Origin of the sequence: Aeromonas sp. L_1B5_3 (genome assembly GCF_963866575.1) — a bacterium.
Lineage (GTDB): Bacteria > Pseudomonadota > Gammaproteobacteria > Enterobacterales > Aeromonadaceae > Aeromonas > Aeromonas jandaei.
The window spans coordinates 1-12,967 of the sequence record NZ_CAWMDN010000019.1 but is presented as its reverse complement, the minus strand read 5'-3'; the positions used below and the strand labels follow the sequence as shown (position 1 = coordinate 12,967).

10 protein-coding genes and 1 tRNA gene are annotated in these 12,967 nt (G+C 55.5%); all 11 read right to left on the bottom strand.

What is annotated here, in order from left to right; genetic code table 11:
• Window positions 1-459, bottom strand: a 459-nt coding sequence (locus tag AACR93_RS01990; protein ID WP_043852209.1) for a helix-turn-helix transcriptional regulator, incomplete at its 3' end; no start/stop codon positions are given.
• Window positions 460-653: 194 nt separating this feature from the next.
• Window positions 654-4,958 carry a DNA-directed RNA polymerase subunit beta' gene (rpoC, locus tag AACR93_RS01985; RefSeq protein ID WP_041210877.1) on the bottom strand — a complete coding sequence of 1,435 codons (4,305 nt, stop codon included), beginning with the start codon at window positions 4,956-4,958 and terminating at the stop codon, window positions 654-656.
• 80 nt (window positions 4,959-5,038) lie between these two features.
• Window positions 5,039-9,067: a DNA-directed RNA polymerase subunit beta gene (gene rpoB, locus AACR93_RS01980; protein WP_005341838.1), complete on the bottom strand. Its 4,029-nt coding sequence runs from the start codon at window positions 9,065-9,067 to the stop codon at window positions 5,039-5,041.
• Between the two features lie 224 nt (window positions 9,068-9,291).
• Window positions 9,292-9,657, bottom strand: a complete 366-nt coding sequence (gene rplL / locus AACR93_RS01975) for a 50S ribosomal protein L7/L12 (RefSeq protein WP_011707702.1) — start codon at window positions 9,655-9,657, stop codon at window positions 9,292-9,294.
• Between the two features lie 51 nt (window positions 9,658-9,708).
• Complete coding sequence (gene rplJ, locus AACR93_RS01970) at window positions 9,709-10,209, bottom strand: 50S ribosomal protein L10 (protein WP_005339895.1); 501 nt, start codon at window positions 10,207-10,209, stop codon at window positions 9,709-9,711.
• A 256-nt stretch (window positions 10,210-10,465) separates the two neighbouring features.
• Window positions 10,466-11,167: a 50S ribosomal protein L1 gene (gene rplA, locus AACR93_RS01965; RefSeq protein WP_005339888.1), complete on the bottom strand. Its 702-nt coding sequence runs from the start codon at window positions 11,165-11,167 to the stop codon at window positions 10,466-10,468.
• A 4-nt stretch (window positions 11,168-11,171) separates the two neighbouring features.
• A complete protein-coding gene (gene rplK, locus AACR93_RS01960; RefSeq protein ID WP_033114963.1) occupies window positions 11,172-11,600 on the bottom strand; it encodes a 50S ribosomal protein L11 in 429 nt (142 codons plus the stop codon).
• A 134-nt stretch (window positions 11,601-11,734) separates the two neighbouring features.
• The gene (gene nusG, locus AACR93_RS01955) at window positions 11,735-12,286 is read right to left on the bottom strand and encodes a transcription termination/antitermination protein NusG (protein WP_005306318.1); all 552 of its coding nucleotides are present in this window, start codon (window positions 12,284-12,286) and stop codon (window positions 11,735-11,737) included.
• Between the two features lie 9 nt (window positions 12,287-12,295).
• Window positions 12,296-12,667: a preprotein translocase subunit SecE gene (gene secE, locus AACR93_RS01950; RefSeq protein WP_033114962.1), complete on the bottom strand. Its 372-nt coding sequence runs from the start codon at window positions 12,665-12,667 to the stop codon at window positions 12,296-12,298.
• Window positions 12,668-12,727: 60 nt separating this feature from the next.
• A tRNA-Trp gene (locus AACR93_RS01945) sits at window positions 12,728-12,804 on the bottom strand.
• Between the two features lie 53 nt (window positions 12,805-12,857).
• Window positions 12,858-12,967: EF-Tu C-terminal domain-related protein (locus AACR93_RS01940; RefSeq protein WP_156153010.1), on the bottom strand; the 110-nt coding region annotated here is incomplete at its 5' end.

Genomic DNA, 12,967 nt, shown 5'->3' with positions numbered 1-12,967 from the left:
GCGTGCCGCCTGCTGGGGCGTCGGGAAAAATTCGGCCACGAACTCGTGGAAAGGTGCATTGATATGCAGGTTGATGCAGATAAGACCGATCACCTGGCGTTCACTGTTCCTGATGGCGATGGTGCTCGACTTCATCAGGGCGCCGGTGCGGCTGCGAGCAAAATAGCTCTGGGTGTAATCCTGGCCGGTGCTCTCGATGTCCTTGAGCATCCGCAGTGCCAGATCGGTGATGGGCGCCCCGAGGGTGCGTCCGGTGTTAAAGCCGTTGGCGATCTTGATCACCGACTCGTGCAGATTTTCCAGGGAGTGGAGCACCACTTCACAATGCTTGCCGAACAATTCGGCCAAGCCGTCGATGAGCCCATCGTATGAGCGCAACAATTCCCTGTCTTCATCTGTAAAAGTGCGGCTGATCAGCTGTTCTTCGGGAAGCATGGCTTCCTCGATACCGACAGTCATGTTCTACCCCTGTAATAACCATTCAACTTTGCCGAGTGTCAAATCGCAGGAGAGCAAAGTCAACTTTTTTTGATTTTTTACTCTACAACTTTGCTCTGGATCATCCTGAAACCCGCGTGGCGTCAGCCTTTGCCGATCAAATGGCCAACAAAAAGGGCTCCTTGAAGGAGCCCTTTTTAATCACTGTTGACGAGTTACTCTTCGTCGAAGCTACCGGCAGCGTTCAGCAGATCCGCCAGGTTCTGCTCAGCTTCATCTGCGGTCACCTGCGGGGTGCCAACAGCACGAGCTGCAGCAGCACGCTGGTTGATCCGGCTGTGGTGGTAGGCAAAGCCGGTACCAGCCGGGATCAGACGACCCACGATGACGTTCTCTTTCAGGCCACGCAGTTCGTCACGCTTGCCACCAACGGCGGCTTCAGTCAGAACGCGCGTGGTTTCCTGGAAGGAAGCCGCGGAGATGAAGGACTCGGTGCTCAGAGATGCCTTGGTAATACCCATCAGAACATGACGGTAGGTCGCAGGGGTCTTGCCCTCGGCAACCAGCTTACGGTTGGCAATCTTCACGCGAGCCACTTCAACCTGTTCGCCTTCGATCAGGTCGGTGTCGCCAGCAGTCAGGATCTCGCACTTGCGCAGCATCTGACGAACGATGACTTCGATGTGCTTGTCGTTGATCTTAACGCCTTGCAGACGGTAAACGTCCTGCACTTCGTTGGCGATGTAGTTGGCGACCGGGCTGATACCGCGCAGACGCAGGATATCGTGAGCAGACTCAGGACCGTCCGCCAGCACTTCACCCTTCTCAACTTTTTCACCTTCGAACACGTTCAGGTTACGCCACTTCGGAATCATCTCCTCGTAGACGTTGCCACCATCGGTCGGGGTGATGACCAGACGGCGCTTGCCTTTGGTCTCTTTCCCGAAGGAGATGGTACCGGAGATCTCGGCCAGAATAGCCGGTTCTTTCGGTTGACGTGCTTCGAACAGATCCGCAACGCGCGGCAGACCACCGGTGATGTCCTTGGTACCGCCGGACTCTTGCGGGATACGCGCTACCGCGTCACCCACGCCCACGTTGGCACCATCTTCCAAGTTCACGATCGCCTTGCCCGGCAGGAAGTACTGGGCGGCTACATCGGTACCCGGGATCATCACATCGTTGCCGTTCAGGTCGACCAGTTTAACGGTCGGACGCATCTCTTTACCGGCGCTCGGACGCTCGTTGACGTCCAGCACGACGATAGAGGAGAGACCGGTCAGCTCGTCGGTCTGACGAGTGATGGTCACGCCATCGATCATGTGTTCGAAGTGCAGACGACCTGCCACTTCGGTGATGATCGGGTGAGTGTGCGGATCCCAGTTAGCAACGGTTTCGCCGGCGTTCACTGCCTGGCCGTCCTTCACTTCCAGCACGGAACCGTAAGGCAGCTTGTGGCTTTCCTTGGTACGGCCCATGTCGTCCATGATGGTCAGTTCGGTAGAACGGGAGGTGATAACCAGTTTGTCATCGCTGTTGTGAACGAACTTGGCGTTCTGCAGCTTGATGCTACCGGTGTTCTTCACCTGGATGCTGCTCTCTGCTGCGGCACGAGATGCGGCACCACCGATGTGGAACGTACGCATTGTCAGCTGGGTACCCGGTTCACCGATGGACTGGGCGGCGATAACACCGACAGCCTCACCCTTGTTAACCAGGTGACCACGGGCCAGATCACGGCCGTAGCAGTGAGCACAGTTACCGAAGTCAGTTTCACAGGTGATGGCAGAACGTACCTTCACACGGTCAACGGAGTTGCGTTCCAGCAGGTCACACAGCTGCTCGTCGAGCAGGGTGTTGCGAGCAACCAGGATCTCGTCCTCGGTACCCGGCTTGATGACATCTTCTGCCACCACACGACCCAGCACGCGCTCACGCAGCGGCTCGACCACGTCGCCACCTTCGATCAGCGGAGTCATCCACAGACCTTCGGTAGTGCCGCAATCGTCCTCGGTGATCACCATGTCCTGCGCCACGTCTACCAGACGACGAGTCAGGTAACCGGAGTTCGCAGTCTTCAGTGCAGTATCCGCCAGACCCTTACGAGCACCGTGGGTAGAGATAAAGTACTGCAGTACGTTCAGACCTTCGCGGAAGTTCGCGATGATCGGGGTCTCGATGATGGAGCCATCCGGCTTGGCCATCAGGCCACGCATACCGGCCAGCTGACGGATCTGGGCTGCGGAACCCCGCGCACCAGAGTCAGCCATCATAAAGATGCTGTTGAACGATGCCTGCTCTTCTTCATCACCCAGCGAGTTGACGTTACGCTCTTTGGACAAGTTCTCCATCATGGCCTTGGAGACGCGCTCGTTGGCGCTGGCCCAGATATCGATAACCTTGTTGTAACGCTCGCCCGCAGTTACCAGACCGGACAGGAACTGGTCCTGGATCTCGGCAACTTCGGCTTCGGCAGAAGCGATGATGTCTTTCTTGGCATCCGGGATGACCATGTCATCGATACCAACGGAAGCACCGGACAGCGCCGCGTAGTGGAAACCGGTATACATCAGCTGGTCAGCGAAGATAACGGTGTCCTTCAGCCCCTGCTTGCGATAGCAGGTGTTCAGCAGACGGGAGATAAGCTTTTTGCCCAGCGCCTTGTTGGATACGGACTTGATCCAGTTCTGCGGATTGGCGTCCAGATCGGCCTGCTCGGCAGCAGTCAGCACCTTCGGCTCGTCGATCAGGGCGTATTCCATGCCTTTCGGCAGGATCAGGCTCAGGATCGCACGACCAACGGTGGTGTTCTTCATCTCGGTCTTGGCAACCAGTTCACCGGCTTCGTTCTTCACGTACTCGGTGATGCGGCACTTGACGCGAGCATGCAGGTCGGCCAGACCGGCACGGTACACTTTCTCGGCCTCTTTCGGGCCGGACAGCACCATACCTTCCCCCTTCGCATTGATACGGGCGCGGGTCATGTAGTACAGACCCAAGACCACGTCCTGAGAAGGAACGATGATCGGCTCACCGGATGCAGGCGACAGGATGTTGTTGGTAGACATCATCAGCGCACGCGCTTCCAGCTGGGCTTCCAGGGTCAGCGGTACGTGAACAGCCATCTGGTCACCGTCGAAGTCCGCGTTATACGCAGCACAAACGAGCGGGTGCAGCTGGATTGCCTTGCCTTCGACCAGAGTCGGTTCGAATGCCTGGATACCCAGACGGTGCAGAGTCGGTGCACGGTTCAGCAGAACCGGGTGTTCGCGGATCACTTCGTCCAGGATATCCCAAACGACAGCTTCTTCACGCTCCACCATCTTCTTGGCGGCCTTGATAGTGGTCGCCAGACCGCGGGTTTCCAGCTTGCCATAGATGAACGGCTTGAACAGTTCCAGAGCCATCTTCTTCGGCAGACCGCACTGATGCAGACGCAGAGTCGGGCCTACGGTGATAACGGAACGACCGGAGTAGTCGACACGCTTACCGAGCAGGTTCTGACGGAAACGACCCTGCTTACCCTTGATCATGTCGGCCAGGGATTTCAGCGGGCGCTTGTTGGAACCTGTGATGGCACGACCGCGACGGCCGTTATCCAGCAGCGCATCGACGGACTCTTGCAGCATGCGCTTTTCGTTGCGCACGATGATGTCCGGAGCAGCCAGATCCAGCAGACGCTTCAAGCGGTTGTTACGGTTGATCACGCGACGGTACAGATCGTTCAGATCGGAAGTCGCGAAACGACCGCCGTCCAGCGGTACCAGCGGACGCAGGTCCGGCGGCAGCACAGGCAGCACTGTCATGATCATCCACTCCGGCTTGTTGCCGGACTGCAGGAAAGCTTCCATCAGCTTCAGACGCTTGGTGGTCTTCTTGCGCTTGGTCTCGGAGTTGGTCTGATCCAGCTCCTCACGCATCGCTTTGACTTCACCTTCCAGATCGATGGCGCGCAGCAATGCCAGGATTGCTTCGGCACCCATCTTGGCGTCAAATTCGTCGCCCCACTCTTCCAGCGCATCCAGGTACTGCTCTTCAGAGAGCATCTGGCTGCGTTCGAGGTTGGTCATGCCCGGCTCGATAACTACGAAAGATTCGAAGTAGAGCACGCGTTCGATGTCGCGCAGGGTCATGTCCAGCAGCAGACCGATACGGGACGGCAGGGACTTCAGGAACCAGATGTGGGCAGTCGGGCTGGCCAGCTCGATGTGGCCCATACGCTCACGACGGACCTTGGTCTGGGTCACTTCAACGCCGCACTTCTCACAGATCACACCACGGTGTTTCAGGCGCTTGTACTTGCCGCACAGACACTCGTAGTCCTTCACCGGTCCGAAGATACGGGCGCAGAACAGACCATCACGCTCCGGCTTGAAAGTCCGGTAGTTGATGGTCTCAGGCTTTTTGACCTCACCGAATGACCAGGAGCGGATCATGTCAGGAGAGGCCAGACCGATCTTGATACTGTCAAACTCTTCGGTCTTGGTCTGAGCCTTCAAAAACTTGAGTAAGTCTTTCACGTGTTTCCCCTGTCAGGAGTCTAACCTCGGCGCCCCTCTCGGGGCGCCCACGTCAATTCTCGAACAATAAGAGCGAGCTCTTACTCTTCGTCCAGCTCGATGTTGATACCCAGAGAGCGGATTTCCTTCAGCAATACGTTGAAGGATTCGGGCATGCCCGGCTCCATACGGTGGTCGCCATCCACGATGTTCTTGTACATCTTGGTACGGCCATTCACATCGTCAGACTTGACGGTCAGCATCTCCTGCAGGGTATATGCCGCACCGTAAGCCTCCAGGGCCCACACTTCCATCTCACCGAAACGCTGACCACCGAACTGAGCCTTACCACCCAGCGGCTGCTGGGTAACCAGGCTGTAAGAACCGGTAGAACGCGCGTGCATCTTGTCGTCGACCAAGTGGTTCAGCTTGAGCATGTACATGTAACCAACGGTTACTTTACGCTCGAAGCGGTTACCGGTACGGCCGTCGAACAGATCAATCTGACCGGACTCCGGCAGATCGGCCAGCTTCAGCAGGGCTTTGATTTCGCGCTCTTTGGCACCATCAAAGACCGGAGTTGCAACCGGCAGACCTTTACGCAGGTTACCCACCAGGGTACGTACGTCGTCGTCAGACAGTTCGGCGATATTCACTTGCTGGGTGTCCTTCTCGCCCAGGTCGTAGACCTGCTGCAGGAAGTTGCGCATCTCGTGCAGCTCGCGCTGCTCTTTGACCATGCGATCGATCTTCTCGCCGATACCCTTGGCCGCGAGGCCCAGGTGCACTTCGAGGATCTGACCGATGTTCATACGAGACGGTACGCCCAACGGGTTCAGTACGATGTCGACCGGACGGCCGAACTCGTCATGAGGCATATCCTCGACCGGACAGATCTTGGAGATAACACCCTTGTTACCGTGACGGCCCGCCATCTTGTCACCCGGCTGGATGCGACGCTTGACTGCCAGATAAACCTTGACGATTTTCAGTACGCCCGGCGCCAGATCATCACCCTGGATAATCTTGCGACGCTTGTTCTCGAACTTCTTGTCGAACTCGGCTTTCAGCTCAACGTGCTGTTCAGCGATCTGCTCCAGTTCGGTCTGCTTGGCTTCATCTTCGATGGCCAGTTCAAACCACTTGGAACGCTCCAGCTTGTTCAGACGATCTTCGCTGTAACCGGCGGCCAGCAGCAGGTTGCGGGAGCGGCCGAAAATGCCGTCTTCCAGGATCTTGAACTCTTCGGTCAAGTCCTTCTTCGCTTCCTTCAGCTGCATCTCTTCGATTTCTTTGGCGCGCTTGTCTTTTTCCACGCCATCGCGGGTAAAGACTTGCACGTCAACCACGGTACCGTACACACCGTTCGGTACACGCAGGGAGGAGTCCTTCACGTCGGACGCCTTCTCACCGAAGATGGCGCGCAGCAGCTTCTCTTCCGGAGTCAGCTGGGTTTCACCTTTCGGCGTTACCTTACCAACCAGAATGTCGCCGCCCTTCACTTCGGCACCCACGTAGACGATACCGGACTCGTCCAGCTTGGACAGAGCGGCTTCACCCACGTTCGGGATGTCAGCAGTGATCTCTTCCGGACCCAGCTTGGTGTCACGGGAGATACAGGCCAGTTCCTGGATATGGATGGTGGTCAGGCGATCTTCCTGAACAACACGCTCATTAACCAGGATCGAGTCTTCGAAGTTGTAACCGTTCCACGGCATGAACGCGACGCGCATGTTCTGACCCAGAGCCAGTTCACCCAGATCGGTGGACGGGCCGTCAGCCAGTACGTCGCCAGCCATGACCGGCTCACCCAACATCACGCAAGGACGCTGGTTGATACAGGTGTTCTGGTTGGAACGGGTGTATTTGGTCAGGTTGTAGATGTCGATACCGGCTTCGCCTGGCATCAGCTCATCTTCATTTACCTTGATAACGATACGGGAGGCATCGACGTAGTCGATCATGCCGCCACGCTTGGCAACTACGGTTACACCGGAGTCAACGGCCACAGCGCGTTCCATACCGGTACCTACCAGCGGCTTGTCAGCACGCAGGGTCGGTACAGCCTGACGTTGCATGTTTGAACCCATCAATGCGCGGTTCGCGTCATCGTGTTCCAGGAACGGGATCAGAGCCGCTGCCACAGATACGATCTGCTGCGGGCTCACGTCCATATACTGGATCTGGTCGGCGTTCATAAAGGTGGATTCACCTTTGTGACGGCACGGGATCAATTCATCTTTCAGACGGCCATCTTCGGTGGTCGCGGCGTTAGCCTGTGCGATCACGTACTTGCCTTCTTCAATAGCAGACAGGTAGTCCACTTCGTCGGTGATCACACCGTCAATGACCTTGCGGTACGGAGTCTCGAGGAAACCGTACTCGTTGGTACGAGAGTACACGGACAGGGAGTTGATCAGACCGATGTTCGGACCTTCAGGAGTCTCGATCGGGCACAGACGACCGTAGTGGGTCGGGTGTACGTCTCGGACTTCAAAGCCGGCACGCTCACGAGTCAAACCGCCCGGGCCCAGCGCAGAGATACGGCGCTTGTGGGTCACTTCGGACAGCGGGTTGTTCTGGTCCATAAACTGGGACAGCTGGCTGGAACCAAAGAACTCTTTGACTGCGGCGGAGATCGGCTTGGCGTTGATCAGATCCTGCGGCATCAGGGTGTCCAGGTCGCCCAGGGAGAGACGCTCCTTGACCGCACGCTCGACACGCACCAGACCGACGCGGAACTGGTTTTCAGCCATTTCACCGACAGAACGGATACGACGGTTACCCAGGTGGTCGATATCGTCCACTTCGTCGTTACCGTTACGGATGTCGATCAGGCGCTTCATTACATCGACGATATCGTCTTTGGTCAGTACGCCAGCGCCAGTCTCGTCTTCACGACCCAGACGGCGGTTGAACTTCATCCGACCTACGGTAGACAGGTCGTAACGTTCGGCAGAGAAGAACAGGTTTTCGAACAGCTGCTCTGCTGCTTCACGTGTCGGCGGCTCGCCCGGACGCATCATGCGGTAGATTTCTACCAGCGCTTCCAGACGGTTGGTGCTGGAATCGACGCGCAGAGTCTCGGACATGTAGGCACCGTGGTCCAGTTCGTTGGTGAACAGAACCTCGAAATGCTTGAAGCCGGCCTGGGACAGGTTGGCAATCGCTTCCAGACTCAGAGCCTGGTTGGCTGCCACTACCAGTTCGCCAGTTTGCGGATGTGCGTAGTCCTTGGCAGCAACTTTGCCAACAACGTACTCAACCGGTACCTCAATCTGGGTAACGGCATCTTTTTCCAGCTGACGGATGTGGCGGGCAGTCACACGACGACCGGTTTCAACAACCACGGCACCATTGGCCACGATGTCGAAAGTCGCAGTTTCGCCACGCAGGCGCTCCGGCACCAGATCCATCATCAACTTGCCATCTTTGACCTCGAAACCGATGGTTTCGAAGAAGGTGGCCAGGATCTCTTCGGAAGTGAAGTCCAGGGCGCGCAGAATGATGGATGCCGGCAGTTTGCGACGACGGTCGATACGGACAAACAGGTTGTCTTTCGCATCGAACTCGAAGTCCAGCCAGGAGCCACGGTAGGGGATAACGCGAGCGTTATACAGCACCTTACCGGATGAATGTGTTTTGCCTTTATCGTGGTCGAAGAAGACGCCCGGGCTGCGGTGCAGCTGGGAAACGATAACCCGCTCGGTACCATTGATAACAAAGGTGCCGTTCTCGGTCATGAGCGGAATTTCGCCCATGTATACTTCTTGTTCCTTGATGTCTTTGACGGTGCCGGCAGCTGCTTCACGGTCGTACAGAACCATACGAAGCTTGACACGCAGCGGCGCGGAGTAGGTCACTCCACGGATCTGGCATTCTTTTACGTCAAATACCGGCTCACCCAGGCGATAGCTGACATACTGAAGCTCAGCACTACCGGAGTAACTGGTGATCGGGAAAACGCTACGGAAAGCGGCCTCTAGGCCATATTCACCTTCCGGGTCAGCCTCGATGAACTGCTTGAAGGAGTCCAGCTGAATGGACAACAGATAAGGCGTGTCCAGTACCTGGTCTCGCTTACCGAAGTCCTTACGAATGCGTTTTTTTTCGGTATAAGAGTAAACCATAGGGTTCCTCAGCTCGCTGATAAGTGACCCACTCTGTCCCGCGGGACAGCTCTGTCTCAACACCGTTTTGTGTTGGCCCGGACGAAAGAAGACAGTCCGGATTGCTGGTGCACCGAGAGTCGTAAACGGTGTGAAATGCTCTCAGTCTACAGCGCAAAAAGGCTGGTGAACAAAAATTCACCAGCCCTAGCCTGTTTTATCAGGCTAATCTACATAAATGCAGATTATTTGATCTCAACAGAAGCACCGGCAGCTTCCAGCTCTTTCTTCAGAGCTTCAGCTTCGTCTTTGGAGACGGCTTCTTTCAGGTTAGCCGGAGCAGCTTCTACCAGATCTTTGGCTTCTTTCAGGCCCAGACCGGTAGCGCCACGAACGGCTTTGATAACGGCAACTTTGTTAGCACCGGCAGCAGTCAGAACTACGTCGAACTCGGTCTTCTCTTCTACTGCTTCAGCAGCAGCCGGGCCAGCCATTACGGCAGCAGCGGCAGAAACACCGAACTTCTCTTCCATAGCTTCGATCAGCTCAACAACTTCCATTACGGACATGGAAGCAACGGCTTCGATGATTTGGTCTTTAGTGATAGACATGACAAAAATTCCTGATGTTGAATAAACTCAAACAGCCTAGATAGGCGAGAATCAAGCAGCAGCTTGTTTCTGGTCGCGAACAGCAGCGATAGTACGAACCAGCTTGCCAGCAGAGGCTTCCTTCATGGTAGCCATCAACTTCGCAATTGCTTCTTCGTAAGTCGGCAGCGTGGCCAGACGATCAATTTGTGCTGCGGCGATAAACTCACCGTTAAAAGCGCCAGCCTTGATTTCGAACTTTTGGTTCGCTTTGGCAAACTCTTTGAACAGACGAGCAGCAGCGCCCGGGTGTTCGTTAGAGAAAGCAATCAAGGTAGGACCGGTAAATGCGTCGTTCAGGCACTCGTATTCGGTACCTTCTACCGCGCGACGCAGCAGGGTGTTACGCACAACGCGCATGTACACACCGGCTTCACGAGCGGTTTTACGCAGGACGGTCATCTTGTCTACAGTTACACCGCGAGAATCGGCAACAACTGCAGAAAGAGCGCCTTTGGCAGCTTCGTTGACTTCAGCAACAATTGCCTTTTTGTCTTCGAGTCCCAATGCCATTGGCTTAACTCCTGGATTGAATCCGGGTCAAATGACCCAGTACTGACACATCCCCCCTACCTTTACAACAGAGGGGAACGATGCGGTAGCAGGATTCCAGAAGAGAAAGAATCTTTCTCGCTGGGTTTCCGGCACCGTCTACGCAGGAAACATTAAGGCTTTGCAGCCTCCTGCGGTCTTGGACGGAGGTCGAAACCCCCAACCAATCAAGGCGCAAAATTATAGATTAAATTTTGCGCCTTGTAAAACCCATCAATTAGGCCTGAGCTTCCAGAGAAGCTTGGTCTACGGCAACACCGGCACCCATGGTGGTGGAGATGCTGACTTTCTTGATGAATTGACCTTTGGCGGAAGAGGGCTTGCCTTTTTTCAGGGCAACCAGCAGAGCTTCCAAGTTTTCTTTCAGCTGAACTTCGTTGAAAGAAACCTTACCCAGAGTGGTATGGATGATACCATTCTTGTCGTTACGGTAACGAACCTGACCAGCCTTGGCGTTCTTGACGGCTTCGGCAACGTTCGGGGTTACAGTACCAACTTTCGGGTTCGGCATCAGACCGCGCGGGCCCAGGATTTGACCCAGTTGACCAACAACGCGCATGGCATCCGGGGATGCGATAACTACGTCGAAGTTCATCTCGCCTTTCTTAACCAGATCGGCCAGGTCATCCATACCTACCAGGTCAGCACCGGCAGCTTTAGCCGCTTCGGCGTTGGCACCTTGGGTAAATACGGCAACGCGAACGTCACGACCGGTACCGTGCGGCAGTACAGTTGCACCACGTACGTTCTGGTCAGATTTACGAGCGTCGATACCCAGGTTGACAGCAACGTCAACGCTTTCAACGAACTTGGCGGTAGCCAGTTCTTTCAGCAGGGCAATGGCTTCGTTGATGGAGTACTCTTTGGTACCGTCAACTTTTTCGCGAATAACGCGCATACGCTTGGACAGTTTAGCCATTGTCTTACTCCTCCACTACCAGACCCATGGAACGAGCGGAGCCGGCGATGCAACGTACTTTTGCATCCAGATCGGCACCGGTCATATCCGGCTCTTTGGTCTTGGCGATTTCTTGCAGCTGGGCAACGGTCACCTTACCAACCTTGTCTTTGTTCGGCTTGGAAGAACCAGACTTGATGCCAGCAGCTTTCTTCAGCAGGAAGGAAGCAGGCGGAGTCTTGGTTTCGAAGGTGAAGGAACGGTCGCTGTAAACGGTGATCACGACCGGAGTCGGTGAACCTTTTTCCAGCTTCTCTGTACGGGCGTTGAACGCCTTACAGAATTCCATGATGTTCACACCGTGTTGACCCAGTGCAGGACCAACGGGAGGAGACGGGTTGGCTGCACCAGCAGCAACCTGCAGCTTGATATAAGCTGTGACTTTCTTAGCCATTAGGAAATTACCTCAAAAATGGGTTCTAGCGCCTCGGAGACATGCTCCTACAAACGGCTCCCCAACTAATAAAGGGGCAGCGAATTATAGAGATATTCGCTGCCCCTGACAACTGTTGAGTGAACAGAAATCAATCAGCCCTTTTCGACCTGACCAAAATCCAGCTCAACCGGAGTAGAACGACCGAAGATCAGTACAGAGACCTTCACGCGACTCTTCTCATAATCCACCTCTTCAACGGTACCGTTGAAGTCGGCAAACGGACCATCGGCAACCCGCACCATTTCGCCCGGTTCAAACAGGGTTTTCGGACGCGGCTTGTCGTGGGCATCCTGCAGACGGTTCAGAATGGCATCGGCCTCTTTGTCGGAGATCGGTGCCGGGCGGTCGGAAGTACCGCCGATGAAGCCCATTACACGCGGTACGTTGCGTACCAGGTGCCATGTGGTTTCATCCATGATCATCTGGACCAGGACATAACCCGGGAAAAACTTGCGCTCACTCTTGCGCTTCTGGCCTGCACGCATCTCGACCACTTCTTCGGTCGGGACCAGTACTTCACCGAACATGTCTTCCATGCCATGCATCTTGATATGTTCACGCAGGGATTTGGCAACACGGCCTTCATAGCCGGAAAACGCCTGCACGACATACCATCTCATACGCTGTTCACGTTGTTCAGTCATGGCTTATCCTTACACACCGGTAATCAGGTTGACCAACCAGACCAAGGCGCCGTCCAGAACGAACAGCAGCAGCCCCATCACGGCGGTCACCGCCAGCACAATCAGGGTTGTCTGAATGGCTTCCTGACGGGTTGGCCATACGACCTTGCGGACTTCCAGGCGAGACTCACGGGCGAATGCCAGCGTAGCCTTTCCCTTGGTGGTTTGCAGGGCTACTGCACCAGCAGCAGCGACGACAACGACCACACCCAGGGCGCGGACGGCAGCGACAACATCGTTGAGCAGGTAATTACCTACTACAGCAGCCGCCAGGATAATGAAAACCAGGCCCCAAAGCAGGGTATCCTTGCTTCCGCCCTGGCTCTCAGAACTAACACTCATACAACCCACCTGTATCTGACGTAACCAAAGACACAAAAGCCCCGTACGAGACGAGGTATATGGCAGGGGCGGCAGGACTCGAACCCGCAACCATCGGTTTTGGAGACCGCTGTTCTACCAATTCGAACTACGCCCCTGCATAAGAAAGCCCCTATTATAGGGGCTTTGCTTTATTTATGTAAGCCAAAGATTAAGCGATAACTTTAGCTACAACACCAGCACCTACGGTACGGCCACCTTCACGGATAGCGAAACGCAGGCCGTCGTCCATCGCGATCGGCGCAATCAGGGTAACAACCA